The sequence below is a fragment of the Pseudonocardia sp. 2-7 genome (genome assembly GCF_056341085.1).
On sequence record NZ_CP094507.1, the window covers coordinates 4741917 to 4766061 of the forward strand.

24 protein-coding genes are annotated in these 24145 nt (G+C 68.8%); 3 read left to right on the forward strand and 21 right to left on the reverse strand.

Annotated elements, in window-relative coordinates:
- Positions 1 to 98 precede the first annotated feature (98 nt).
- The 19 genes from MTO91_RS22750 to rpsL all read right to left on the reverse strand — a co-directional run bounded on the left by MTO91_RS22750 (position 99) and on the right by rpsL (position 11757).
- A complete protein-coding gene (locus tag MTO91_RS22750) occupies positions 99 to 284 on the reverse strand; it encodes a type Z 30S ribosomal protein S14 (protein ID WP_020622927.1) in 186 nt (61 codons plus the stop codon).
- 4 nt (positions 285 to 288) lie between these two features.
- Positions 289 to 852, reverse strand: a complete 564-nt coding sequence (rplE, locus tag MTO91_RS22755; RefSeq protein ID WP_062397831.1) for a 50S ribosomal protein L5 — start codon at positions 850 to 852, stop codon at positions 289 to 291.
- 1 nt (position 853) lies between these two features.
- On the reverse strand, positions 854 to 1180 hold the full coding sequence (gene rplX / locus MTO91_RS22760) for a 50S ribosomal protein L24 (protein ID WP_062403788.1): 327 nt from the start codon (positions 1178 to 1180) through the stop codon (positions 854 to 856).
- 13 nt (positions 1181 to 1193) lie between these two features.
- The gene (rplN, locus tag MTO91_RS22765) at positions 1194 to 1562 is read right to left on the reverse strand and encodes a 50S ribosomal protein L14 (RefSeq protein WP_010228481.1); all 369 of its coding nucleotides are present in this window, start codon (positions 1560 to 1562) and stop codon (positions 1194 to 1196) included.
- An 8-nt stretch (positions 1563 to 1570) separates the two neighbouring features.
- On the reverse strand, positions 1571 to 1846 hold the full coding sequence (gene rpsQ, locus MTO91_RS22770; protein ID WP_062397834.1) for a 30S ribosomal protein S17: 276 nt from the start codon (positions 1844 to 1846) through the stop codon (positions 1571 to 1573).
- A complete protein-coding gene (gene rpmC / locus MTO91_RS22775) occupies positions 1843 to 2088 on the reverse strand; it encodes a 50S ribosomal protein L29 (protein ID WP_020622931.1) in 246 nt (81 codons plus the stop codon). The genes rpsQ and rpmC overlap by 4 nt, the downstream gene beginning before the upstream one ends.
- Positions 2088 to 2507, reverse strand: coding sequence for a 50S ribosomal protein L16 (gene rplP / locus MTO91_RS22780; protein WP_020622932.1), 420 nt, complete (start codon positions 2505 to 2507; stop codon positions 2088 to 2090). The genes rpmC and rplP overlap by 1 nt, the downstream gene beginning before the upstream one ends.
- A gap of 3 nt (positions 2508 to 2510) precedes the next feature.
- Positions 2511 to 3356: a 30S ribosomal protein S3 gene (gene rpsC, locus MTO91_RS22785; RefSeq protein ID WP_020622933.1), complete on the reverse strand. Its 846-nt coding sequence runs from the start codon at positions 3354 to 3356 to the stop codon at positions 2511 to 2513.
- Positions 3356 to 3775, reverse strand: a complete 420-nt coding sequence (gene rplV, locus MTO91_RS22790; RefSeq protein ID WP_062397838.1) for a 50S ribosomal protein L22 — start codon at positions 3773 to 3775, stop codon at positions 3356 to 3358. The genes rpsC and rplV overlap by 1 nt, the downstream gene beginning before the upstream one ends.
- A gap of 37 nt (positions 3776 to 3812) precedes the next feature.
- The gene (gene rpsS / locus MTO91_RS22795; protein WP_062397841.1) at positions 3813 to 4094 is read right to left on the reverse strand and encodes a 30S ribosomal protein S19; all 282 of its coding nucleotides are present in this window, start codon (positions 4092 to 4094) and stop codon (positions 3813 to 3815) included.
- 15 nt (positions 4095 to 4109) lie between these two features.
- Positions 4110 to 4943: a 50S ribosomal protein L2 gene (gene rplB / locus MTO91_RS22800; RefSeq protein WP_062397843.1), complete on the reverse strand. Its 834-nt coding sequence runs from the start codon at positions 4941 to 4943 to the stop codon at positions 4110 to 4112.
- Positions 4944 to 4959: 16 nt separating this feature from the next.
- Positions 4960 to 5259: a 50S ribosomal protein L23 gene (rplW, locus tag MTO91_RS22805; protein ID WP_062397845.1), complete on the reverse strand. Its 300-nt coding sequence runs from the start codon at positions 5257 to 5259 to the stop codon at positions 4960 to 4962.
- Positions 5256 to 5930, reverse strand: coding sequence for a 50S ribosomal protein L4 (rplD, locus tag MTO91_RS22810; protein ID WP_073576470.1), 675 nt, complete (start codon positions 5928 to 5930; stop codon positions 5256 to 5258). Before rplD ends, rplW begins: the two co-directional genes overlap by 4 nt.
- Positions 5927 to 6613 carry a 50S ribosomal protein L3 gene (gene rplC, locus MTO91_RS22815; protein ID WP_073576866.1) on the reverse strand — a complete coding sequence of 229 codons (687 nt, stop codon included), beginning with the start codon at positions 6611 to 6613 and terminating at the stop codon, positions 5927 to 5929. The genes rplD and rplC overlap by 4 nt, the downstream gene beginning before the upstream one ends.
- Before the next feature lie 16 nt (positions 6614 to 6629).
- Positions 6630 to 6935, reverse strand: a complete 306-nt coding sequence (gene rpsJ, locus MTO91_RS22820) for a 30S ribosomal protein S10 (protein ID WP_003938093.1) — start codon at positions 6933 to 6935, stop codon at positions 6630 to 6632.
- A 487-nt stretch (positions 6936 to 7422) separates the two neighbouring features.
- Positions 7423 to 8616 carry an elongation factor Tu gene (tuf, locus tag MTO91_RS22825; protein WP_073576471.1) on the reverse strand — a complete coding sequence of 398 codons (1194 nt, stop codon included), beginning with the start codon at positions 8614 to 8616 and terminating at the stop codon, positions 7423 to 7425.
- 146 nt (positions 8617 to 8762) lie between these two features.
- Entirely contained in the window at positions 8763 to 10865 is a 2103-nt protein-coding gene (gene fusA, locus MTO91_RS22830; RefSeq protein WP_100878740.1) for an elongation factor G, read from the reverse strand.
- Between the two features lie 47 nt (positions 10866 to 10912).
- Entirely contained in the window at positions 10913 to 11383 is a 471-nt protein-coding gene (gene rpsG / locus MTO91_RS22835) for a 30S ribosomal protein S7 (protein WP_020622942.1), read from the reverse strand.
- Positions 11383 to 11757 (reverse strand): 30S ribosomal protein S12, encoded by a 375-nt coding sequence (gene rpsL, locus MTO91_RS22840; protein ID WP_020622943.1) that lies wholly within the window; start codon positions 11755 to 11757, stop codon positions 11383 to 11385. The genes rpsG and rpsL overlap by 1 nt, the downstream gene beginning before the upstream one ends.
- Before the next feature lie 662 nt (positions 11758 to 12419).
- Between rpsL and MTO91_RS22845 the strand changes: the two genes are divergently transcribed.
- Positions 12420 to 13316, forward strand: a complete 897-nt coding sequence (locus tag MTO91_RS22845; RefSeq protein ID WP_157818345.1) for an alpha/beta hydrolase — start codon at positions 12420 to 12422, stop codon at positions 13314 to 13316.
- 139 nt (positions 13317 to 13455) lie between these two features.
- Here MTO91_RS22845 and MTO91_RS22850 read toward each other — a convergent pair whose 3' ends face one another.
- Both MTO91_RS22850 and rpoB read right to left on the reverse strand, forming a co-directional pair.
- On the reverse strand, positions 13456 to 17367 hold the full coding sequence (locus MTO91_RS22850; protein ID WP_179761813.1) for a DNA-directed RNA polymerase subunit beta': 3912 nt from the start codon (positions 17365 to 17367) through the stop codon (positions 13456 to 13458).
- A gap of 47 nt (positions 17368 to 17414) precedes the next feature.
- Positions 17415 to 20924 carry a DNA-directed RNA polymerase subunit beta gene (rpoB, locus tag MTO91_RS22855; RefSeq protein ID WP_208825139.1) on the reverse strand — a complete coding sequence of 1170 codons (3510 nt, stop codon included), beginning with the start codon at positions 20922 to 20924 and terminating at the stop codon, positions 17415 to 17417.
- A gap of 515 nt (positions 20925 to 21439) precedes the next feature.
- On the opposite strand from rpoB, the gene MTO91_RS22860 reads away from it, so the two are divergent.
- Together MTO91_RS22860 and MTO91_RS22865 are read left to right on the forward strand one after the other, a co-directional pair.
- Entirely contained in the window at positions 21440 to 22411 is a 972-nt protein-coding gene (locus tag MTO91_RS22860) for a cyclase family protein (protein ID WP_179761811.1), read from the forward strand.
- Positions 22411 to 24093: an AMP-binding protein gene (locus tag MTO91_RS22865; RefSeq protein ID WP_253066727.1), complete on the forward strand. Its 1683-nt coding sequence runs from the start codon at positions 22411 to 22413 to the stop codon at positions 24091 to 24093. Before MTO91_RS22860 ends, MTO91_RS22865 begins: the two co-directional genes overlap by 1 nt.
- The last annotated feature ends 52 nt before the right edge of the window (positions 24094 to 24145 follow it).

The following is a 24145-nucleotide window of genomic DNA, read 5'->3' on the forward strand; positions in this document are numbered from 1 at the left end:
GGTTCCTCGTACCGGCGCGGTGCCCCTGTGCGGGGCACCGCACCGGTGCGGGCCTGCGGCGATCGGATCCGCTGCCCCGCGGACGCGGGGCGGTCGGATCACCAGCTGGACTTGCTCACACCCGGCAGCTCGCCGGCGTGCGCCATGTCTCGCAGGCACACGCGGCAGAGGCCGAACTTGCGGAACACAGCACGCGGCCGGCCGCACTTGTTGCAGCGGGTGTAACCCCGCACGGCGAACTTCGGCTTCGCGTTCGCCTTGTTGATGAGCGCCTTCTTCGCCATTCGCTCAGCTCTCCTTGAACGGGAAGCCCAGGTGGCGCAGCAGCGCCCGGCCCTCGGCGTTCGTGGTCGCGGTGGTCACGACCGTGATGTCCATGCCCCGCGGCCGGTCGATGGAGTCCGGGTCGATCTCGTGGAACATCGACTGCTCGTTCAGGCCGAACGTGTAGTTGCCACGCCCGTCGAACTGGTTGCCCTCGAGGCCACGGAAGTCGCGGATACGGGGCAGCGCGATGGTCAGGAGACGGTCGAGGAACTCCCACATCCGGTCGTTGCGGAGGGTCACCTTCGCACCGATCGGCATGCCCTCGCGCAGCTTGAACTGCGCGATGGACTTGGTGGCGCGACGCAGCTGCGGCTTCTGGCCGGTGATGGTGGCCAGGTCCCGCAGCGCACCGTCGATCAGCTTCGAGTCGCGGGCGGCGTCACCGACACCCATGTTCACCACGACCTTGGTCAGGCCGGGGATCTGCATGACGTTGGTGTAGCCGAACTCCTCGCGGAGCTTGTCGAGCATCTCGTCGCGGTACCGCTGCTTGAGCCTCGGCACGGTCTTCTCAGCCGTGGTCATCTCAGATCTCCTTCCCGTTGCGCCTGGAGATCCGGACGCGGCGGGTGGTGCCGTCCTCGCCCTCGACGGCCTTCTTGCCGATACGGGTCGGCTTGCCGTCGGAGTCGCACACCATCACGTTCGAGACGTGGATGGCGGCCTCCTGGGTGACGATCCCGCCGCTCTCGGCCCCGCGCTGGTTCTGGCTGATCCGGGTGTGCTTCTTGATCCGGTTCACGCCCTCGACCAGCACGCGCTGGCGCTCCGGGTAGGCCGCGATGACCTTGCCCCGTGCACCCTTATCCTTGCCGGCGATCACCAGAACGGTGTCGCCCTTCTTGACCTTCATCTTCGCCTTCATGTCAGAGCACCTCCGGGGCCAGGGAGATGATCCTCATGAACTTGCGGTCGCGCAGCTCGCGCCCGACCGGGCCGAAGATACGGGTCCCCCGAGGTCCGTTGTCCGCCTTGATCAGCACGGCGGCGTTCTCGTCGAAACGGATGTAGCTGCCGTCGGGACGGCGCTTCTCCTTCTTGGTGCGCACGATGACCGCCTTGACGACGTCACCACGCTTCACGCCGGCGCCGGGGATGGCCTCCTTGACCGTGGCGACGATGACGTCGCCGATCCCGGCGTAGCGCCGCGCGGAGCCGCCCAGCACCCGGATGCACAGGATCTCCTTGGCACCGGTGTTGTCGGCGACGCGCAGCCGCGACTCCTGCTGGATCACTTCGACTCCTACTTGGCCTTCTCGAGGATCTCCACCAGCCGCCAGCGCTTGGTCGCCGACAGCGGACGGGTCTCCATGAGGCGGACACGGTCGCCGATACCGGCGGTGTTCCCCTCGTCGTGCGCCTTGACCTTGCTGGTCCGGCGGATGACCTTGCCGTACAGGGGGTGCTTCACCCGGTCCTCGAGGGAGACGACGATCGTCTTCTCCATCTTGTCGGACACGACCAGGCCCTCGCGGACCTTGCGCTCCCCGCGCTCGTCGTTCTTCTGCTCGTCGCTCACGCCGCGCCCTCGCTCTCGGTCGGTGCGGCGGAAAGGCCGAGCTCACGCTCGCGCATCACGGTGTAGCACCGCGCGATGTCGTGACGGACGGCCCGCAGCCGCCGGTTGTTGTCCAGCTGCCCGGTGGCCATCTGGAAGCGGAGGTTGAACAGCTCCTCCTTGGCCTCCCGGACACGCACGACCAGCTCCTCGTCGGAGAGCTCGCGCAGCTCGGCGGCCTTGGTGTTGCCACTGCTCGCCATCAGATGTCACCACCCTCACGGGACACGATCCGGCACTTCATGGGCAGCTTGTGGATCGCACGGGTCAGGGCCTCGTGCGCCACCTCGCGGTTCGGGAAGCTCATCTCGAAGAGCACCCGGCCCGGCTTGACGTTCGTGACCCACTTCTCGGGCGAACCCTTACCGGAGCCCATGCGGACCTCGGCCGGCTTCTTGGTCATCGGGATGTCCGGGAAGACGTTGATCCAGATCTTCCCGCCACGACGGATGTGCCGGTTGATCGCGATACGCGCCGACTCGATCTGCCGGTTCGACACGTAGGCCGGCTCCAGCGCCTGGATGCCCCAGTCGCCGAAGGTGACCGCGGTACCACCGCTGGCCATGCCCTTGCGCTTGGGACGGTGCTGCTTGCGGTGCTTGACCTTGCGTGGGATCAGCATCGGTCAGCTCTCCCCACCGTTGCTCTGGTTCTCACCGGAGGCCGGGGCCTCGGCGGTCGCCGTCGCGGCGCCGCCGGCCTGGCCCGCGCTCTGCGCGGCACGCCCGGCCTCGGTGCTGGTCGCAGTGGTGCCCGAGGCACCGGAACGGCGCCGGGCCGGACGCTCGCGGCGCGGGCCGCGGCCCGGGGCCTCGGCGGCGGCCGGGACGCCCTCGCGACGGCCACCGACGACGTCGCCCTTGTAGATCCAGACCTTCACGCCGATGCGGCCGAAGGAGGTCCGGGCCTCGAACAGGCCGTAGTCGATGTCGGCACGCAGCGTGTGCAGCGGGACCCGACCCTCGCGGTAGAACTCCGACCGCGACATCTCGGCACCGCCGAGGCGGCCCGAGCACTGGACCCGGATGCCCTTGACCTGCGGGCTGCGCATGGCCGACTGGATGGCCTTGCGCATCGCACGCCGGAAGGCGACCCGGTTCGACAGCTGCTCGGCGACGCCCTGGGCGACGAGCTGCGCGTCGGACTCGGAGTTCTTGACCTCGAGGATGTTCAGCTGGACCTGCTTCTTGGTCAGCTTCTCGAGGTTGCCCCGGATCCGGTCGGCCTCCGCGCCACGACGGCCGATCACGATGCCCGGACGCGCGGTGTGGATGTCCACCCGCACGCGGTCCCGGGTGCGCTCGATCTCGACCTTGGAGATGCCGGCCCGCTCCATGCCCTTGGAGAGCATGCGGCGGATCTCGACGTCCTCCTTGACGTACTCGGAGTACTGCTTGTCGGCGTACCAGCGCGACTTCCAGTCCGTGGTGATGCCCAGGCGGAAGCCGTGCGGGTTGATCTTCTGCCCCATCAGCGGGCCCTCCCCTTCGCACCACGACGGCCGGCCTTCTGCGGAACCGACTCGACCTCGATGGTGATGTGGCTCGTCCGCTTGCGGATGCGGTACGCACGCCCCTGGGCGCGCGGCCGGATCCGCTTCAACGTCGGGCCCTCGTCGACCATCGCCACGGCGACCACGAGGGTCTCCGGGTCCAGGTCCAGGTTGTTCTCGGCGTTGGCCGCGGCGCTCGCCACGACCTTCGCGACGGGCTCCGCCGCGGCCTGCGGCGAGAACCGCAGGATCGCCAGCGCCTCGTCGACCGGCAGGCCGCGGACCAGGTCCACGACACGACGGGTCTTCGTCGGCGAGCTGCGGACGAACCGCGCCACGGCGCGCGCACGAGTCGGCTCGAGCGCAGCGCCGGTGGTCTCGGCAGTGGTCTCTGCCATTTTCTCCACCTCTCCTAGTCGCTACTCGGGCCGGCTGCTAGCGCCGACGCGCCTTGCGGTCGTCCTTGATGTGGCCCCGGAAGGTCCGGGTGGGGGCGAACTCGCCCAGCTTGTGACCGACCATCGAGTCGGACACGAACACCGGGACGTGCTTGCGGCCGTCGTGCACGGCGATGGTGTGACCGATCATGTCCGGGATGATCGTGGACCGACGGGACCACGTGCGGATGACGGTCTTCTTGCCGGACTCGTTGAGGACGTCCACCTTCTTGAGCAGGTGGTCGTCCACGAAGGGGCCCTTCTTCAGGCTGCGCGGCATGTCTTACCTCCCTGCTCAGCGCTTCTTGCCGGTACGACGCCGGCGGACGATCAACTTGTCGGACGGCTTGCTCTTGCGGGTGCGGCCCTCGGGCTTGCCCGCCGGGTTCACCGGGTGGCGGCCACCAGAGGTCTTGCCCTCACCACCACCGTGCGGGTGGTCCACCGGGTTCATGACGACACCACGGACGGTCGGGCGCTTGCCCTTCCACCGCATACGGCCGGCCTTACCCCAGTTGATGTTGGCGTGCTCCGAGTTGCCCACCTCGCCGACGGTGGCGCGGCAGCGCACGTCGACGTAGCGGATCTCGCCGGAGGGCATCCGCAGCTGCGCGTAGGGCCCGTCCTTGGCGACCAGCTGGACGCCGACACCGGCCGAGCGCGCGATCTTGGCGCCGCCACCGGGGCGGAGCTCGATCGCGTGCACCACGGTGCCCGTCGGGATGTTGCGCAGCGGCAGGTTGTTACCCACCTTGATGTCGGCCCGGGGACCGTTCTCGATCTTGTCGCCCTGCTTGAGCTTCGCCGGCGCGATGATGTAGCGCTTCTCGCCGTCGGCGTAGTGCAGCAGTGCGATCCGCGAGGTGCGGTTCGGGTCGTACTCGATGTGCGCGACCTTCGCCGGCACGCCGTCCTTGTCGTTACGACGGAAGTCGATCAGACGGTAGGCGCGCTTGTGCCCGCCACCCTGGTGACGGGTGGTGATCCGCCCGTGCGCGTTGCGGCCGCCCTTGTTGTGCAGCGGGCGCAGCAGCGACTTCTCGGGGGTGTCCCGGGTGATCTCGGCGAAGTCCGACACGCTCGAGCCACGACGGCCCGGGGTGGTCGGCTTGTACTTACGAATGGCCATGGGTCAGCTCGCTCCCTCAGCTCGCCGGGCCACCGAAGACGTCGATCGACTTGCTCTCCTCGGAGAGCGTGACGATCGCGCGCTTGGTGTCCTTGCGCTTGCCGTAGCCGGTGCGGGAGCGCTTGCGCTTGCCCGGGCGGTTCAGCGTGTTCACGCTGGTCACCTTGACCCCGAACACCTTCTCCACGGCGATCTTGATCTGGGTCTTGTTCGCGTCCGGTGCCACGACGAAGGTGTACTGGCGCTCGTCGAGCAGCCCGTAGCTCTTCTCCGAGACGACCGGCGCGAGCAGCACGTCCCGCGGGTCCGTGATCACTTGTCGGCCTCCTCAGCGCGGCGGCCGGCAGCCTTCGGCTTCGCGATCGGGCCGGCCAGGAACTCGTCCAGCGCCGCCTGCGTGAACAGCACGACGTCGTTGACGAGCACGTCGTGGGTGTTCAGCTGGTCGGGCGCGATCAGGTGGACCTGCGGCAGGTTGCGCAGGCTCAGCAGGGCGTTCTCCGCGGAACGCTCGACGACCGCGAGCACCCGGCGGGCGTCGGGCACGACGGCCTCGATCGCCTTGCGGGCGGCCTTGGTCGACGGCGCGTCGCCCTCGGAGAAGGCGGACACGACGTGCACGGCGCCGGCGCGGGCCCGGTCGGAGAGGGCGCCACGCAGGGCGGCGGCCTTCATCTTCTTCGGGGTCCGCTGCGAGTAGTCGCGGGGCGTCGGGCCGTGGACGATGCCACCACCGGCGAACTGCGGCGCGCGGATCGAGCCCTGACGGGCGCGACCGGTGCCCTTCTGCCGGTACGGCTTCTTGCCACCGCCGCGGACCTCGCCGCGACCCTTCACGTCGTGCGTGCCCTGACGCGCGGCGTTGAGCTGCGCGGTCACCACCTGGTGCATGAGGGCGATGTTCGCCGTCACGTCGAAGACGTGGTCCGGCAGCTCGACGCTGCCGGAGGCGGAACCCTCGGGAGTCTTGATCTGCACGGTGCTCACTTGCCATCACCCTTCGCGGGGGTCTTCACCACGACGAGGCCACCGCGCGGCCCGGGGACGGCGCCCTTGACGAGCAGCAGCCCGCGCTCGGCGTCCACCCGGTGGACCTTCAGGTTCTGCGTGGTCTGGCGGTCGGAACCCATCCGGCCGGCCATCCGCACACCCTTGAACACGCGGCCCGGGGTGGCGCAGCCGCCGATGGAGCCCGGCGAACGGTGCTTGCGCTGCGTGCCGTGCGAGGCGCCCAGGCCCTTGAACCCGTGGCGCTTCATGACACCGGCGAAGCCCTTACCCTTGGTCACGCCCACCACGTCGACCTCGGCCACCTCGGCGAACGCCTCGACGGTGACCTCCTGGCCGGTGGTGTACTCGGCGGCGTCGGAGGTGCGGAGCTCCAGGACGTGACGACGGGGGGTGACGCCGGCCTTGGCGAAGTGGCCGGACTCCGGCTTGTTCACCTTGCGCGGGTCGATGGCCCCGTAGGCCAGCTGGACGGCGGTGTAGCCGTCGGATTCCTGCGAGCGCACCTGCGTCACGACGTTCGGCCCGAGCTGGACCACGGTGACCGGCACGATGCGGTTGTTCTCGTCGAACAACTGGGTCATCCCGAGCTTGGTGCCCAGGAGGCCGGTGACCTTCTTCGTCTGCTTGGTGGCAGTCGTCTTCTTGAATGCAGCAGTCATCGTCTCCACCCCGCCGTCACTGAATGTTGACGTCGACGCTCGCCGGCAGGTCGATGCGCATGAGCGCGTCGACCGTCTTGGGCGTCGGGTCGAGGATGTCGATGAGTCGCTTGTGCGTGCGCATCTCGAAGTGCTCGCGCGAGTCCTTGTACTTGTGCGGCGAGCGGATGACGCAGTACACGTTCTTCTCGGTAGGCAGCGGCACGGGGCCGACGACCCGGGCACCGGTACGCGTCACGGTCTCCACGATCTTGCGAGCAGACGCGTCGATTGCCTCGTGGTCATAGGCCTTGAGCCTGATGCGGATCTTCTGTCCCGCCATGGTCGTCGGTCGTCCTCTTCTTCCTGCCGCGGGGGTGTCGCGGTTCGGCCCCGTAAGAACTCGCGCCGTGCTGCCACCGGATGTCCGGCGGGCCGGCTGCGGCCCGTGCTCTGTTCAGGTCTCTGTCGGCCCGGAGTCGCGCGTCCAGTTCCCTGGAGCACTCGTCCTGCCGGGGCTCTCCGGTCCACGAGGTCGGGCGTGTCGCGCCCTGCCCGCATGGTTGTGCCCGGGTCACCGCGTCCCACCCCCATCTGGGGCGGGCATGTCGCTCGGAATCTCCCCGGTAACACGGCGGACCGCAAAACCGGGGCTGACAACGAGCATGGCGCGTGGTGCGCGACCCCTGGACTACCGGAGACCGGGAACAGAGGCGGCGCTTCCACGCGCCATGCTCATCGTGCAACCCGTCAAGGATGACACACCGCTGTGCGGCACCCTCGACCGGGGGGTGGGTAACGAGGCCGCCCCGGGGGACGGCCTCGTCACATCACGCGTTGATCTTGGTGACCTGGCCGGCGCCCACGGTGCGGCCACCCTCACGGATGGCGAACTGCAGGCCCTCCTCCATGGCGATCGGCTGGATCAGCTGAACGCTCATGGTGGTGTTGTCACCCGGCATGACCATCTCGGTGCCCTGCGGGAGGGTCACGACGCCGGTCACGTCGGTCGTCCGGAAGTAGAACTGCGGACGGTAGTTGTTGAAGAACGGGGTGTGACGGCCGCCCTCGTCCTTGCCCAGGATGTACACCTGGCCCTCGAACTCGGTGTGCGGGGTGATCGAACCCGGCTTCACGACGACCTGGCCGCGCTCCACGTCCTCACGCTTGATACCGCGCAGGAGCAGACCCACGTTCTCGCCGGCGCGACCCTCGTCGAGGATCTTGCGGAACATCTCGACACCGGTGACGGTGGTCGAGGTCTTGTTCGGCCGGATGCCGACGATGTCGACGGTCTCGTTGACCTTGACGATGCCGCGCTCGATACGGCCGGTGACGACCGTGCCGCGACCGGTGATCGTGAAGACGTCCTCGACGGGCATGAGGAACGGCTTCTCGATGTCGCGCTCGGGCTCCGGGATGGCCTCGTCGACCGCGTCCATGAGCTCGACGATGGCCTCGGCCCACTTGTCGTCGCCCTCGAGCGCCTTCAGCGCCGAGACGCGCACGATCGGGAGGTCGTCGCCCGGGTAGTCCTGATCCGACAAGAGCTCGCGGACCTCCATCTCGACGAGCTCCATGATCTCCTCGTCGTCGACCATGTCCGCCTTGTTCAGGGCGACGACGATGTACGGCACGCCGACCTGACGCGCGAGCAGCACGTGCTCACGGGTCTGGGGCATCGGGCCGTCGGTCGCGGCGACCACCAGGATCGCGCCGTCCATCTGGGCGGCACCGGTGATCATGTTCTTCACGTAGTCGGCGTGCCCGGGGCAGTCGACGTGCGCGTAGTGCCGCTTCTCGGTCTGGTACTCGACGTGCGCGATGGAGATCGTGATACCGCGCTGGCGCTCTTCCGGCGCCTTGTCGATCATGTCGAACGCCGAAGCCTCGTTGAGGTTCGGGTACTTGTCGTGCAGAACCTTGGTGATGGCCGCCGTCAGCGTGGTCTTGCCGTGGTCGATGTGACCGATGGTGCCGATGTTGACGTGCGGCTTGGTCCGCTCGAACTTCGCCTTCGCCACTGCTGGGTCCTCCTGGACTCGTGTCTGTACTCCGCCGTGCTGACGGCAGGTCTGTGGGTGTCGGGTGGTGCGGGCCGCGGACCTTACCGATCCGCGGACCGCACCCTCCGAGCAGGTCGGGCACTGGGGCCCGCCCCGGGGAGCTCTTACTCGCCCGTGGCCTTCGCGATGATCTCCTTCGCCACGTTCGCCGGAACCTCGGCGTAGGAGTCGAAGACCATCGTGTAGTTCGCCCGGCCCTGGGTCCGCGACCGCAGGTCGCCGACGTAGCCGAACATCTCGGACAGCGGCACGGTCGCCTTCACGACACGGGCACCGGCCCGCTCCTCCATGGCCTGGATCTGGCCGCGGCGGGAGTTCAGGTCGCCGATGACATCACCCATGTAGTCCTCGGGCGTCATCACCTCGACGGCCATCATCGGCTCGAGGATGGCGGGGCTCGCCTTGCGGGCCGCCTCCTTGAACGCCATCGAACCGGCGACCTTGAAGGCCATCTCCGAGGAGTCGACCTCGTGGTACTGACCGTCCAGCAGCGTGAGCTTCACACCGACGACGGGGTAGCCGGCCTGGATGCCGTACTGCATGGCGTCCTGGGCACCGGCGTCGACCGACGGGATGTACTCCCGCGGGACACGGCCACCGGTGACCTTGTTCTCGAACTCGTACAGCGCACCGTCACCGCTGGTGAGCGGCTCGAGCTTGATGATGACGCGGGCGAACTGGCCCGAGCCACCGGTCTGCTTCTTGTGCGTGTACTCGAACTTCTCGACGGCCTTCTTGATGGTCTCCCGGTAGGCCACCTGCGGCTTACCGATGTTGGCCTCGACCTTGTAGTCGGACTTCATCCGGTTGACCAGCACCTCGAGGTGCAGCTCGCCCATGCCGGCGATGATGGTCTGGCCGGTCTCGTCGTCCAGGGAGACCTGGAACGTCGGGTCCTCCTCCGCCAGCTTCTGGATCGCCAGCGAGAGCTTCTCCTGGTCCGCCTTCGACTTGGGCTCGACGGCGACCTGGATGACCGGGTCCGGGAAGGTCATCGACTCGAGGACGATCGGGTTCTGCGGGTCGCAGAGCGTGTCGCCGGTGGTCGTGTCCTTCAGACCGATGACCGCGTAGATGTGACCGGCCACGGCCTCGTCGACCGGGTTCTCCTTGTTGGAGTGCATCTGGAAGAGCTTCCCGATGCGCTCCTTCCGGTCCTTGGTCGAGTTGATGACCTGGGCGCCGGCGGCGACCTGACCCGAGTACACCCGGATGTAGGTCAGCTTGCCGAAGAACGGGTGCGCGGCGATCTTGAAGGCGAGGGCCGAGAACGGCTCGTCCTTCGCAGGCTTGCGGCTCGCCGGCGTCTCGCCGTCGGTGAGGAAACCCTCGACCGGCGGCACGTCGTACGGCGACGGCAGGTAGTCGATCACCGCGTCCAGCATCGGCTGCACGCCCTTGTTCTTGAAGGCCGAGCCACAGAGGACCGGGTAGGCGGCGCGGTTGGTCACTAGCGCGCGGACACCGGTCTTGATCTGCTCGGTCGTCAGGTCCTCGCCACCGAGGTAGAGCTCCATGAGCTCGTCGTCGGTCTCGGCGACGGCCTCGACGAGCGCCGTGCGGTACTCCTCGGCCTTGGCCTGGAGGTCCGCCGGGATCTCCTCGACGGTGTAGTCCTCGCCCTTGGCGACCTCGCCACGCCACGTGAGCGCGCGCATCTCGACCAGGTCGATGACACCGATGAAGTCGTTCTCGGAGCCGATCGGGATCTGCAGCGGCAGCGGGGTCGCGTTCAGGCGGTCCTTGATCGTCTGAACGGTGAAGTAGAAGTCCGCGCCCAGCTTGTCCATCTTGTTGACGAAGCAGATGCGGGGGACGTCGTACTTGGTGGCCTGCCGCCAGACCTGCTCGGACTGCGGCTCGACCCCCTCCTTGCCGTCGAAGACCGCGACCGCGCCGTCGAGCACCCGCAGCGAACGCTCCACCTCGACGGTGAAGTCGACGTGCCCGGGGGTGTCGATGATGTTGATCTGGTGGTTCTTCCAGAAGCAGGTCGTCGCGGCCGACGTGATCGTGATGCCGCGCTTCTGCTCCTCCTCCATCCAGTCCATGGTGGCGGCGCCGTCGTGCACCTCGCCGAGCTTGTAGTTGATCCCCGTGTAGTACAGGATCCGCTCGGTCGTGGTCGTCTTACCGGCGTCGATGTGGGCCATGATGCCGATGTTGCGGACCTTGGTGAGGTCCGTCAGCACGTCCTGTGCTGCCACTGCTCAGCTCTCCCTGGATCGCGAGTTGGCGCCCGACGGTCGGCCGGTCACCAGCGGTAGTGGGCGAAGGCGCGGTTCGACTCCGCCATCTTGTGCATGTCCTCGCGCCGCTTGACGCTGGCGCCGAGGCCGTTGCTGGCGTCGAGCAGCTCGTTCATGAGGCGCTCGACCATGGTCTTCTCACGGCGCTGGCCGGAGTAGGTGACCAGCCAACGCAGCCCCAGGGTGGTCTGCCGGACGGCACGGACCTCGACGGGGACCTGGTAGGTCGCGCCACCGACGCGGCGGCTGCGGACCTCGAGGGCCGGCTTCACGTTGTCGAGAGCGCGCTTCAGCGTGACGACCGGGTCGGTGCCGGTCTTGTCACGGGTGCCCTCGAGGGCGGCGTAGACGATGCGCTCGGCGAGCGACCGCTTCCCGTCCTTGAGGACCTTGTTCACCAGCTGGGTGACCAGCGGCGAGCCGTAGACCGGGTCCGAGACCAGCGGACGCTTCGGGGCGGGGCCCTTGCGGGGCATCAGCTCTTCTCCTTCTTCGCGCCGTAGCGGCTGCGGGACTGCTTGCGGTTCTTCACGCCCTGGGTGTCCAGCGACCCACGGATGACCTTGTAGCGCACGCCGGGTAGGTCCTTCACACGACCACCGCGCACGAGCACGATGCTGTGCTCCTGCAGGTTGTGGCCCTCACCGGGGATGTACGCGGTGACCTCGATGCCGCTGGACAGGCGCACACGGGCGACCTTGCGCAGCGCCGAGTTCGGCTTCTTGGGCGTGGTGGTGTACACGCGGGTGCAGACCCCGCGGCGCTGGGGGCTTCCCTTCAGCGCGGCGGTCTTGGTCTTGGAGACCTTGTCCTCGCGGCCCTTGCGGACCAGCTGCTGGATCGTGGGCATGAACCGTCTACTTCTTCCCGTCGACGTGGCTCGACTGTCTCGCTCGCCGTGACACTGGTGATCTTCGTTCGGTGTCCCGGGCTCCGGGCGCCGGCGTGGCTGCCGGCTCTCGCCGGACTCCGCCACCGTCGCGCCGGACCCCGAGGTCGGGCGTGTCGTCCCGGGCACGCTCGGGGCCGGAAGGGCCCCGCGGAGGCTGTCGGGACGTCCGGCGTGCCCTGCTCCGGGGCGCAACCACAGATCTGAGGGTCGGAACCAACGGATCGGTGCACACCACGGGACACGCGGACCTGCCCGACCGGAGCCGAGCACAAGACATGAGAATACCCGGCCCTCTTCGACACGGTCAAAGCGGGTCCGTTCCGGGCGTTCGCCTCGGACCTGCCTTCGGGACCATCGGGGGCTTCGATGGTCCTCGGATCCCCCGGGACGACGCCCCGGAGGAGACCTGTGATGACCCGACGATGCCGTACGACGCCGTCACTGGCAAGCGGACTCACCCGCTCGTCGCAGATCGACGGCCGCTCGTCGCAGATCGACGGCCGCTCGTCGCGGTCGGATCGGTGTGGGCGACGACTGCGCCACAGCACGATCCCGCCGTGTCGATCACGGTGTGGATCACCCTGTGGACGGTGGCGACGGAGGGACGGTTACGGTCCGGTATGCACCTGCCGACGGCCGTCAACCGCCTCGCCACGCGCGCACTCATCGCGCCCTTGCTCGCCCCGACACTACCCGTCGCCCTGAGACGGCGTGGACTCGACCTCGTCGGCGCCTCGCTCCCGCTCCCCCGCGGCACCCGCCGCGACCTCGGGACGCTGGGCGGCGTGCCCACCGCGGTCGTCGCACCGCCCGGGCCGCTGGCCCCGCACCGGGTGCTCTACCTGCACGGCGGCGGGTACCTCGTGGGGTCCTCGGCGTCGCACCGGCCGCTGCTCGCCGGGCTCGCGCACGCCACCGGCAGCGCGGTCCTCGCTCCGCACTACCGGCTCGCCCCGGAGCACCCGTTCCCGGCCGCCCTCGACGACGCGTACGCCGCCTGGGCCGCCCTGCGGGCCGCGGGGATCCCGGCCCGGCACATCGCGGTGGCCGGCGACTCCGCGGGCGGCGGGCTGACCATGTCGCTGCTGCTGCGACTGCGTGCGACCGGCGAGGATCTCCCGGGCTCCATCGGACTGATCTCGCCCTGGCTGGACCTGTCCTGCACCGCGGACGCGCTCACCCGCAACGTCGCCTCCGACGCGATGCTGGATCCGTCGTGGCTGCCCGACGCCGTCACCGACTACGCGGGCCCGCACACCGGCGCCCCCGAGCTCCTGCCTCTCGACGCGGACCTGGCCGGGCTGCCGCCGCTCCACGTCGTCGCCGGTGCCGACGAGATCCTCGTCGACGACGCCGACACCCTCGTCGAGCGCGCCCGCGCGGCCGGGACACCGGTCACCTACGAGCGCGCGCCCGGCATGTGGCACGCCTTCCCGACGCTGGCCGGGCTGCTGGCGGAGGCCGACGCCTCGCTGCGCACCCTGGGCCTGGCCCTGCGGGCGGACTGCCTGCGCTGAGGCCGGCTCCCCGCGGGGCGGACCCGGAACGCACGAACGGGGCCGGGCACCGCCACGGGAGCGTGGTGTCCGGCCCCGTCCGGGACCTGTCCGGTCACGGTCCGGACCCACCGTCGTGGGTCCGGACCGGACGGCTACCTCAGCGGTAGTCGCGACCGAAGTCGTAGTCGTCCAGCGGCACCGCGGCACCGGTGCCCGTGCCGAAGACGTCCGGGCTGTAGTAGCCGTCGTCGTAGCTCGGCAGCGCGTAGGCGGCCGCGCGGGCCTCCTCGGTCGGCTGGACCTGGATGTTGCGGTACCGGTTGATGCCGGTACCGGCCGGGATCAGCTTACCGATGATCACGTTCTCCTTGAGCCCGACGAGCTTGTCGCGCTTTCCGTTGATCGCGGCATCGGTGAGGATGCGGGTGGTCTCCTGGAACGAGGCCGCGGACAGCCACGACTCCGTCGCCAGCGAGGCCTTGGTGATCCCCATCAGGACCGGACGGCCGGAGGCCGGCTCCAGCCCCTCGGCGACGACCCGGCGGTTCTCGGACTCGAACTCGCCCCGCTCGGCCAGTGCGCCGGGCAGGAACTCGGTCGCCCCCGAGTCGATGATCGTGACCCGGCGCAGCATCTGCCGGACGATGACCTCGATGTGCTTGTCGTGGATGTCCACGCTCTGCGTGCGGTACACCTTCTGCACCTCACGCACGAGGTGCAACTGCACCTCACGCGGGCCCATGACACGCAACACCTCGTGCGGGTCCGCCATGCCCTCGAGGAGCAGCTGGCCGACCGTCACGTGGTCGCCGTCCGCGAGCGGACGCTCGGTGCCGTCGACGGTGGTCATCCCGAGCCACTGCCGCTTGGACAGCTTCTCGTAGACGATCTCCTCGCCGCCGTCGTCCGGGATCAGTGTGATCTTCCAGAACCGGTCGCCGTCCTCGATGCGGATGCGGCCGTCGACGTCGGCGATCGGCGCCTTGCCGCGCGGGACCCGGGCCTCGAACAGCTCGGTGACACGCGGCAGACCGGTCGTGATGTCGTCACCCGCGACGCCACCCTGCTTGAACGTACGCATCGTCAGCTGGGTGCCGGGCTCACCGATGGACTGTGCGGCGACGATGCCGACGGCCTCGCCGACGTCCACCAGCTTGCCGGTGGCCATCGAGCGGCCGTAGCACATGCCGCAGATACCGGTGGCCGAGGCGCAGGTCAGCGCGGAGCGGACCCGGACCGTCTTGACGCCGGCCGCGACGAGTGCGTCGAGCACGGCGTCGCCGAGGTCGTCGCCCTTGCGGACCAGCACGGTGCCGTCCGCCGCGGTGATCTCCTCGCCGGAGGTCCGGGCGTACACCGAGGTGCGCAGGTAACGGTGCGGGATGAACCGACCGTCGCTCGTCTCCTCGGTGACCGCCATCGGGATGGCGCGCTCGGTGCCGCAGTCGACCTCGCGGACGATGACGTCCTGCGACACGTCGACCAGACGACGGGTCAGGTACCCGGAGTCCGCGGTCCGCAGCGCGGTGTCCGCCAGACCCTTACGGGTGCCGTGCGTGGAGATGAAGTACTCCAGCACCGACAGGCCCTCACGGTACGAGGCCTTGATCGGACGCGGGATGAACTCGCCCTTGGGGTTCGCGACCAGACCCTTCATACCCGCCAGCTGGCGGATCTGGGTCATGTTGCCCGCGGCCCCGGACTGCACGATCGTCGGGATCGGGTTGTCCTCGGGGAAGTTCTGCTCCATCGCCTTGGCGACCTCCTCGGTCGCCCGGCTCCAGATCTTGACCATCTCGTCGTTGCGCTCCTGGTGCGACAGGGCACCACGCTGGTAGCGCTTGTTGATCTGGTCGGCCTTCGCCTCGTACTCCTCGAGGATGCCCGCCTTGGCCGGCGGGACCAGCACGTCCGCGATCGAGATCGTGACGCCGGAGCGCGTGGCCCAGTAGAAGCCCGCGTCCTTCAGCCGGTCCAGGACCTGCGCGACCTCGGTCATCGAGTAGCGCTCGGCCAGCTCGTTGACGATCGTGGCCTGGCGCTTCTTCGGCAGCGGCTCGTTGACGAACGGGTAGTCCGCCGGCAGGAGCTCGTTGAACAGCACCCGCCCGAGCGTGGTCTCCGCGGTCCAGACGCCGTCCTCGGTCACGGTCTCGGCGTCCGTGCCCGGGGTCGGGGTGACCTGCGGGAGCCGGATCTTGATCGGCGCCTGCAGGTGGAGGACCTTGCGGTCGTAGGCCATGATCGCCTCGGCCGCGGAGCCGTAGTGGTTCCCGGCGCCGTGGGCATCCTCGCGGAGACGGGTCAGGTGGTACAGACCCGTGACCATGTCCAGACGCGGCATCGCCAGCGGGCGACCCGACGCCGGGGACAGGATGTTGTTCGACGACAGCATCAGCACGCGGGCCTCGGACTGCGCCTCGGCCGACAGCGGCAGGTGCACCGCCATCTGGTCACCGTCGAAGTCCGCGTTGAACGCCTCGCAGACCAGCGGGTGCAGCTGGATGGCCTTGCCCTCCACCAGCTGCGGCTCGAAGGCCTGGATGCCGAGACGGTGCAGCGTGGGCGCACGGTTCAGCAGCACGGGGTGCTCGGAGATGACCTCCTCGAGCACGTCCCACACCTGCGAGCGGCCGCGCTCGACCATCCGCTTGGCGGACTTGATGTTCTGCGCGTGGTTGAGGTCCACCAGGCGCTTCATCACGAACGGCTTGAACAGCTCCAGCGCCATCTGCTTGGGCAGACCGCACTGGTGCAGCTTCAGCTGCGGGCCGACGACGATGACCGAACGGCCCGAGTAGTCGACGCGCTTGCCGAGCAGGTTCTGGCGGAACCGGCCCTGCTTGCCCTTCAGCAGGTCGGACAGCGACTTGAGCGGGCGGTTGCCCGGACCGGTCACCGGCCGGCCACGACGGCCGTTGTCGAACAGCGCGTCGACGGACTCCTGGAGCATCCGCTTCTCGTTGTTGACGATGATCTCGGGCGCGCCGAGGTCGATCAGTCGCTTGAGGCGGTTGTTCCGGTTGATGACCCGGCGGTACAGGTCGTTCAGGTCCGAGGTCGCGAAGCGGCCACCGTCGAGCTGCACCATCGGGCGCAGGTCCGGCGGGATGACCGGCACGCAGTCGAGCACCATGCCCATCGGCGAGTTGCCGGTGGTCTGGAACGCCGCGACGACCTTCAGGCGCTTGAGCGCACGCAGCTTCTTCTGGCCCTTGCCGGACCGGATGATCTCGCGCAGCTTCTCGGCCTCGGCCGGGATGTCGAAGTTCTCCAGCAGCTTCTGGATCGCCTCGGCACCCATGGCACCGGTGAAGTAGTCGCCGTAGCGGTCGTAGAGCTCGCGGTAGATGGACTCGTCCGCGATGAGCTGCTGGACGTCGAGCTTGGTGAACGTCGTCCAGATCTCGTCGAGCCGGTCCAGCTCGCGCTGGGCACGGTCGCGCAGCTGACGCATCTCGCGCTCGCCGCCGTCCTTGACCTTGCGGCGGACGTCGCCCTTGGCACCCTCGGCCTCGAGCTCGGCGATGTCGGCCTCGAGCTTCTGGGCGCGGGCCTCGAGGTCGGCGTCGCGGGTCTGCTCGACCCGGCGGCGCTCCACGCTCATCTCGTTCTCGAGCGTGGACATGTCGTTGTGCCGCAGCTCGGTGTTCACCGAGGTGATCACGTACGCCGCGAAGTAGATGATCTTCTCGAGGTCCTTGGGGGCCAGGTCGAGCAGGTAGCCCAGCCGGCTCGGGACGCCCTTGAAGTACCAGATGTGCGTGACCGGGGCGGCCAGCTCGATGTGGCCCATCCGCTCACGACGCACCTTGGCGCGCGTGACCTCCACGCCGCAGCGCTCGCAGATGATGCCCTTGAACCGGACACGCTTGTACTTGCCGCAGTAGCACTCCCAGTCCCGGGTCGGACCGAAGATCTTCTCGCAGAAGAGCCCGTCCTTCTCCGGCTTCAGGGTGCGGTAGTTGATGGTCTCGGGCTTCTTGACCTCACCGTGCGACCACTGGCGGATGCCCTCGGCGGTGGCCAGGCCGATGCGCAGTTCGTCGAAGAAGTTGACGTCGAGCACGTATGTCCTCTGTTTCTTCGTTTAAAGGGCGGCTGGTCGGACGGGGGTCAGTTGACGACGTCGTCGACGGTCATCGACTCCGAGCCCGGGCGGCTGGACAGGTTGATGCCCAGGTTCGCCGCGGCGCGCTCGAGGTCCTCGTCGTCGGCGTCCCGCATCTCGATCGCCGCACCGTCGCTGGAGAGCACCTCGACGTTCAGGCAGAGCGACTGCAGCTCCTTGAGGAGCACCTTGAACGACTCGGGGATCCCCGGCTCCGGGATGTTCTCGCCCTTGACGATCGCCTCGTAGACCTTCACGCGGCCCACGACGTCGTCGGACTTGATCGTCAGCAGCTCCTGCAGGGTGTAGGCGGCGCCGTACGCCTGCATCGCCCAGCACTCCATCTCACCGAAGCGCTGGCCACCGAACTGCGCCTTACCGCCCAGCGGCTGCTGGGTGATCATCGAGTAGGGGCCGGTCGACCGGGCGTGGATCTTGTCGTCCACCAGGTGGGCCAGCTTCAGGATGTACATGTAGCCGACCGCGACCGGGAACGGGTACGGCTCACCGGAGCGGCCGTCGAGCAGCTGCGCCTTGCCGTCCGGACCGACCATCCGCTCGCCGTCCCGGTTGGGACGGGTCGAGCCCAGCAGACCCGTGATCTCGTGCTCGCGCGCACCGTCGAACACCGGCGTCGCGGTGTTCGTGTCGGCGGGCACCGAGTAGAGCTCCTCGGGCATCTGCGCCGCCCACTCGGGCGTGCCCTCGATCTCCCAGCCGGACTTGGCGATCCACCCGAGGTGGGTCTCCAGGATCTGGCCGATGTTCATACGACGCGGCACACCGTGGGTGTTCAGGATGATGTCGACCGGCGTGCCGTCCGGGAGGAACGGCATGTCCTCCTGCGGGAGGATCTTGCCGATGACGCCCTTGTTGCCGTGCCGGCCGGCGAGCTTGTCGCCGTCGGAGATCTTGCGCTTCTGGGCCACGTAGACGCGGACCAGCTCGTTGACGCCCGGGGCCAGCTCGTCGTCGTCGTCGCGGGAGAAGACCCGGATGCCGATGACCTTGCCGTTCTCGCCGTGCGGGACCTTCAGCGAGGTGTCGCGGACCTCGCGCGCCTTCTCGCCGAAGATCGCGCGGAGCAGGCGCTCCTCCGGGGTCAGCTCGGTCTCGCCCTTGGGCGTGACCTTGCCGACCAGGATGTCGCCGGGCTGGACCTCGGCGCCGATCCGGATGATGCCGCGCTCGTCGAGATCGGCCAGCACGTCCTCGGAGACGTTCGGGATGTCCCGGGTGATCTCCTCGGCGCCCAGCTTCGTGTCGCGCGCGTCGATCTCGTGCTCCTCGATGTGGATCGAGGTGAGCACGTCGTCCTGCACGAGGCGCTGCGACAGGATGATCGCGTCCTCATAGTTGTGGCCCTCCCACGGCATGATCGCCACGAGCAGGTTCTTGCCCAGCGCCATCTCGCCGTTCTCGGTGCAGGGACCGTCGGCGAGCACCTGGCCCACCTCGACCCGCTGCCCCTCGTCGACGATGGGCTTCTGGTTGTTACAGGTGCCCTGGTTCGAGCGGCGGAACTTGTTCAGACGGTAGGTCTGACGCTGCCCCTCGTCGTCCATGACGGTGATGTAGTCGGCGCACAGCTCCTCGACGACACCGGCGGACTCGGCGGTGACGACGTCACCGGCGTCGACGGCGGCACGCAGCTCCATACCGGTACCGACCAGCGGCGACTCCGAGCGCAGCAGCGGCACGGACTGGCGCTGCATGTTCGCGCCCATCAGCGCGCGGTTCGCGTCGTCGTGCTCGAGGAACGGGATCATCGCGGTCGCGACCGACACCATCTGGCGCGGCGAGACGTCGATGTACTCCACGCCCGAGGGCGAGATCAGGTCGACCTCGCCGCCCTTGCGGCGGACCAGGATCCGGTCCTCGGCGAACGAGCCGTCCTCGTTGAGGCGCGCGTTGGCCTGCGCGACGACGAAGCGGTCCTCCTCGTCGGCGGTCAGGTAGTCGATCTGGGAGGTGACCACACCGTCGACGACCTTGCGGTACGGCGTCTCGATGAAGCCGAACGGGTTGACCCGCGCGAAGGACGCCAGCGAGCCGATCAGACCGATGTTCGGACCCTCGGGGGTCTCGATCGGGCACATGCGGCCGTAGTGCGACGGGTGGACGTCGCGGACCTCCATGCCGGCACGCTCACGGGACAGACCACCCGGGCCGAGCGCCGACAGGCGGCGCTTGTGGGTCAGTCCGGCCAGCGGGTTGTGCTGGTCCATGAACTGCGACAGCTGCGAGGTGCCGAAGAACTCCCGGATCGCGGCCGTGATCGGCCGGGTGTTGATCAGGGTCTGCGGCGTGATGGCCTCGACGTCCTGGGTGGTCATCCGCTCGCGGACGACCCGCTCGGTGCGGGACAGACCGACCCGGACCTGGTTCTGGATCAGCTCGCCGACGGTGCGCAGGCGCCGGTTGCCGAAGTGGTCGATGTCGTCGGTCTCGACCGGGATCTCCCGCGCGGAGTCACCGGAGCCCACGGCCATCGTGGTCTCGCCGGCGTGCAGCCGGACGAGGTACTCGATGGTGGTGGCGACGTCCTCCTCGGTCAGCGTGCCGACCGAGTTGTCGATGTCGAGGCCGAGCTTCTTGTTGGCCTTGTAGCGACCGACCTTGGCCATGTCGTAGCGCTTGTCCTTGAAGAACAGGTTCTCCAGGAGTGCCTGGGCCGACTCGCGCGTCGGCGGCTCGCCGGGGCGCAGCTTGCGGTAGATGTCGAGCAGCGCCTCGTCCTGGCCTGCGGTGTTGTCCTTCTCGAGCGTCGTCATGATCGTCTCGGAGAACCCGAAACGCTCACCGATCTGCTCGGCGGTCCACCCCAGGGCCTTCAGCAGCACGGTGACCGGCTGACGGCGCTTGCGGTCGATGCGGACACCGACGGTGTCGCGCTTGTCGACGTCGAACTCCAGCCACGCACCCCGGCTCGGGATGATCTTGACCGAGTAGACGTCCTTCTCGGTCGTCTTGTCGATCGCGTGGTCGAAGTAGACACCCGGCGAACGGACGAGCTGCGACACGACGACGCGCTCGGTGCCGTTGATGATGAAAGTGCCCTTGTCGGTCATCACGGGGAACTCGCCCATGAAGACCGTCTGGGACTTGATCTCACCGGTGGTGTTGTTCGTGAACTCCGCCGTCACGAACAGCGGGGCACCGTAGGTCATGTCCTTGTCCCGGCACTCCTCGACGGAGGCCTTGACCTCGTCGAAGCGGGGGTCGGAGAAGGACAGCGACATCGAGCCCGAGAAGTCCTCGATCGGCGAGATCTCGGTGAGGATCTCCTCCAGACCGCTCACCGGGAGATCGTCACCGGCCTCGATCCGGCGCTGGAACCAGGCCTCGCTGCCGACCAGCCACTCGTACGACTGGATCTGCAGGTCGAGAAGGTCGGGGACCTCCAACGGCTGGGCGATCTTCGCGAAGGTGACCCGGGTGGGTGCGCCGGGGTAGTTCGGGTTCGCCGAAGCGGAGAGGGTCGAGGTGGTCGCGGCGGCGCGGGAGACAGCCAAGATGCGTCCTTCCGAGAACTGCGCTTCTCGTCTGGCGTGCGCCGGTGGCGGGCGCTACCGTCTCCCTCGATCCGATCGGGGTCCCCCCGGATCGAGAAGCCGGTAGCCGGCCACGTCGCACGCCGTCTGTTGTCGGGCGCTGACGGACGAACGAACCCCCGCACCCATATCCGCCGAACCCTCTCCGGCGGCCGACGGATCGGTCCGGAAGTCTTCCCCGGTCATGAGCGCGTGAGCCTGGACGCAGACAGCGCAAAGAATGACTATAGACGCTGCGAGCGCAGCTGTCGAGACAGGTCGCCGATTCCAGCATCCAGGCAACCACCGTTGCCCAAGAGTGACCTGCACGCCGCACCGAGTCAAGTCCCACTTCGTCGACGAGCGGTCATCCTGCCGGGACGACCGGTCCACCGACGCCCGTCCAGGTCGCTCCGCGTGACGGTTGACACGGTGTCGTCGGGGCGCCAACGATCGGTCACAGGTCGGTGACGGCCGGCGGCGACGAAAGGACGACGATGTCCGACAGCACTCCTCCCATGCGCGAGCTCCTCGGTGACGACGCCCCCAGCAACTGGGGCAAGTGGGGTCCCGACGACGAGCTGGGCTGCCTGAACTACCTGGACGCGGGCGAGGTCCTGCGGGGCGTGCAGCACGTCCGTTCCGGCGAGGTGTTCACCCTGCAGATCCACATGGGACGCACCGAGGCGCCGGGCGACCCGCTGTGGCCGGGCCGCGAGGGCATCAAGCGCCAGAACGTCATGGACGAGGGCACCTGGGACTCGGCCGACGCACCGCAGTTCCCCGGCGGTCTGCACTACGCCGACGACACCGCCCTCATCTTCCTGCAGGGCTCCACGCAGTACGACGCGCTCGGCCACGTCTGGTACGACGGCAAGCTCTGGAACGGCTACGACGCGCGCTCCACCGTCGACGCGATGGACCGGGCCTCGGTGCTGCCGATCGCCGAGAAGGGCGTCGTCGGGCGGGGCGTGCTCGTCGACATGGCCCGGCACCGCGGCAAGGAGTGGCTGGACAAGGGCGAGACCTTCGACCACACCGACCTCGAGGCCGCCGCGCAGGCACAGGGCGTCACGCTCGAGCCGCACGACGTGCTCGTCATCCGCACCGGATGGATGAAGTACTGGTACGAGCTCAACGACCCGGCCACCTTCTACACCGACTTCACCGAGCCCGGGCTCACCTACTCACGCGAGCTCGTGGAGTGGTTCCAGCGCAAGGAGATCCCGAACCTCGTCACCGACACGATCGCCAACGAGGTGACCAGCGAGCCGCACACCGGCGTCGCGCTCCCGCTGCACTGCGCGCTGATGCGCAACCTCGGCGTCGCCCTCACCGAGATCGCCTGGCTCGACGACCTCGCCGAGGCCTGCGCCGCCGACGGACGGTGGAGCTTCCTCTACGCCGCGGCCCCGCTCAAGGTCGTCAACGGCACGGGGGCACCGGTGAACCCGATCGTGATCCGCTGATGTCCTACGCCGACCGCCCCTGGCTGGCCCGCTACGCCGAGGGCCAGCCGCACGACATCACCCCGGACTTCCCGGACGCGCTGTCGATGTTCCGCGCCGCGGTGGCGCGGAACCCCGACGGCGACGCGATCCGCTACTTCGACGGCGCGCTCACCTACCGCGAGCTCGACGAGCTCACCGACGCCTTCGCCGCCGGGCTGCTCGCCGGCGGGTTCACCGCGGGCGAGCGCGTCGCGATGTATCTGCAGAACGTGCCGCAGTTCGTCCTCGGCCTGGTCGGCACCTGGAAGGCCGGCGGCGTCGCGGTGTCGGTCAACCCGATGAACCGGGAGCGGGAGCTGGAGCTGCTGCTGCGCGACTCCGGGTCGTCGGTGCTGGTGTGTCTGGAGTCGCTCTACGACGGCGTCGCGCGGACCGTGCTGGCCGGGCAGCCGGGTGTGCGCACCGTGCTCACCACCTCGGAACGCGAGTTCCAGACCCGTGACGACCCGCGTGCCCTCCCCGGGACCGCGCGGCCGGACCTGTCCGGCGACGACGTCACCGACCTCGGCGCGTTCCTGGGGACGCACCGGGGCAGCACTCCCCCGCCGGTGTCGTTCGCCGCCGGCGACACGGCGTTCCTCACCTACACCTCGGGGACCACCGGGCCGCCCAAGGGCGCGATGAACACCCACGGCAACGTCGTCTTCACCAGCCAGGCCTACGCCACCTGGTGCGGCCTCGGCGACGACGAGGTCGTCCTCGGCATCGCCCCGCTGTTCCACATCACCGGGCTGATCGCGCACGTGACCCTCGCCCAGTACCTGGCCGCGCCGCTGGTGCTGTTCCACCGGTTCGAGCCGTCGCTGGGCGTCGACGTCATCCGGGAGCACCGGCCGACCCTGACCGTCGGGGCGATCACCGTGTTCATCGCGCTGATGAACGCCCCGAACGCCGACCGGGAGGCGCTCGCGTCGCTGCGCACGATCTGCTCGGGCGGGGCGCCGATCCCGCCGTCGACGGTCACCGCGTTCCACGAGGCGTTCGGGCTGTGGATCCACAACATCTACGGGCTGACCGAGACCACCTCGCCGTCGCACGCGACGCCGATCGGCACCCAGGGGCCGGTGGACTCCGCGTCCGGGGCGCTGTCGGTGGGCGTCCCGATCTACGGCACCGTCGTGCGCATCCTCGACGACGACGGCGGGGAGCTCCCGCCCGGCGAGATCGGGGAGATCTGCACGTCCGGGCCGCAGGTCGTCGCGGGCTACTGGGGCAAGCCCGAGGAGACGGCCCACGCGTTCCCCACCGGGGAACTCGCGCAGCCCGAACTCAGAACGGGGGACGTCGGCTACATGGACGCCGACGGCTGGTTCTACATCGTCGACCGCAAGAAGGACCAGATCAACGCGGGTGGCTACAAGGTGTGGCCGCGCGAGGTGGAGGACGTGCTCTACGAGCACCCCGCGGTGCGGGAGGCCGCGGTGGTCGGCGTCGCCGACGAGTACCGGGGCGAGACGGTCAAGGCGTTCGTGTCACTGCGGGCCGGTGCCTCGGCCACCCCGGAGGAGCTGATCGCGTTCACCAGGGAGCGGATGGCGGCCTACAAGTACCCGCGGCAGGTGGAGCTGCTCGACGAGGTGCCCAAGACCGTCACGGGCAAGGTGCTGCGCCGCGAGCTGCGGGCCCGCGAGCAGACCTGACCGGTGGAGACGACGACGGGGCGCCGACCCGGTGGGTCGGCGCCCCGTCGTG

Excerpts from the sequence above, each read along its gene's own strand:
- MTO91_RS22750 (WP_020622927.1), bottom strand. The coding sequence starts at position 284 with ATGGCGAAGAAGGCGCTCATCAACAAGGCGAACGCGAAGCCGAAGTTC.
- rpsS (WP_062397841.1), bottom strand. The coding sequence starts at position 4,094 with ATGCCGCGCAGCCTGAAGAAGGGCCCCTTCGTGGACGACCACCTGCTC.
- MTO91_RS22845 (WP_157818345.1), top strand. The coding sequence starts at position 12,420 with ATGCACCTGCCGACGGCCGTCAACCGCCTCGCCACGCGCGCACTCATC.
- rplC (WP_073576866.1), bottom strand. The coding sequence starts at position 6,613 with ATGACTGCTGCATTCAAGAAGACGACTGCCACCAAGCAGACGAAGAAG.
- rplB (WP_062397843.1), bottom strand. The coding sequence starts at position 4,943 with ATGGCCATTCGTAAGTACAAGCCGACCACCCCGGGCCGTCGTGGCTCG.
- MTO91_RS22860 (WP_179761811.1), top strand. The coding sequence starts at position 21,440 with ATGTCCGACAGCACTCCTCCCATGCGCGAGCTCCTCGGTGACGACGCC.
- rpsG (WP_020622942.1), bottom strand. The coding sequence starts at position 11,383 with ATGCCCCGCAAGGGCCCCGCCCCGAAGCGTCCGCTGGTCTCGGACCCG.
- MTO91_RS22865 (WP_253066727.1), top strand. The coding sequence starts at position 22,411 with ATGTCCTACGCCGACCGCCCCTGGCTGGCCCGCTACGCCGAGGGCCAG.
- rpsJ (WP_003938093.1), bottom strand. The coding sequence starts at position 6,935 with ATGGCGGGACAGAAGATCCGCATCAGGCTCAAGGCCTATGACCACGAG.
- rpsC (WP_020622933.1), bottom strand. The coding sequence starts at position 3,356 with ATGGGGCAGAAGATCAACCCGCACGGCTTCCGCCTGGGCATCACCACG.
- rpsL (WP_020622943.1), bottom strand. The coding sequence starts at position 11,757 with ATGCCCACGATCCAGCAGCTGGTCCGCAAGGGCCGCGAGGACAAGGTC.
- rpmC (WP_020622931.1), bottom strand. The coding sequence starts at position 2,088 with ATGGCGAGCAGTGGCAACACCAAGGCCGCCGAGCTGCGCGAGCTCTCC.
- rplE (WP_062397831.1), bottom strand. The coding sequence starts at position 852 with ATGACCACGGCTGAGAAGACCGTGCCGAGGCTCAAGCAGCGGTACCGC.
- rplX (WP_062403788.1), bottom strand. The coding sequence starts at position 1,180 with ATGAAGGTCAAGAAGGGCGACACCGTTCTGGTGATCGCCGGCAAGGAT.
- rplV (WP_062397838.1), bottom strand. The coding sequence starts at position 3,775 with ATGGCAGAGACCACTGCCGAGACCACCGGCGCTGCGCTCGAGCCGACT.
- rplP (WP_020622932.1), bottom strand. The coding sequence starts at position 2,507 with ATGCTGATCCCACGCAAGGTCAAGCACCGCAAGCAGCACCGTCCCAAG.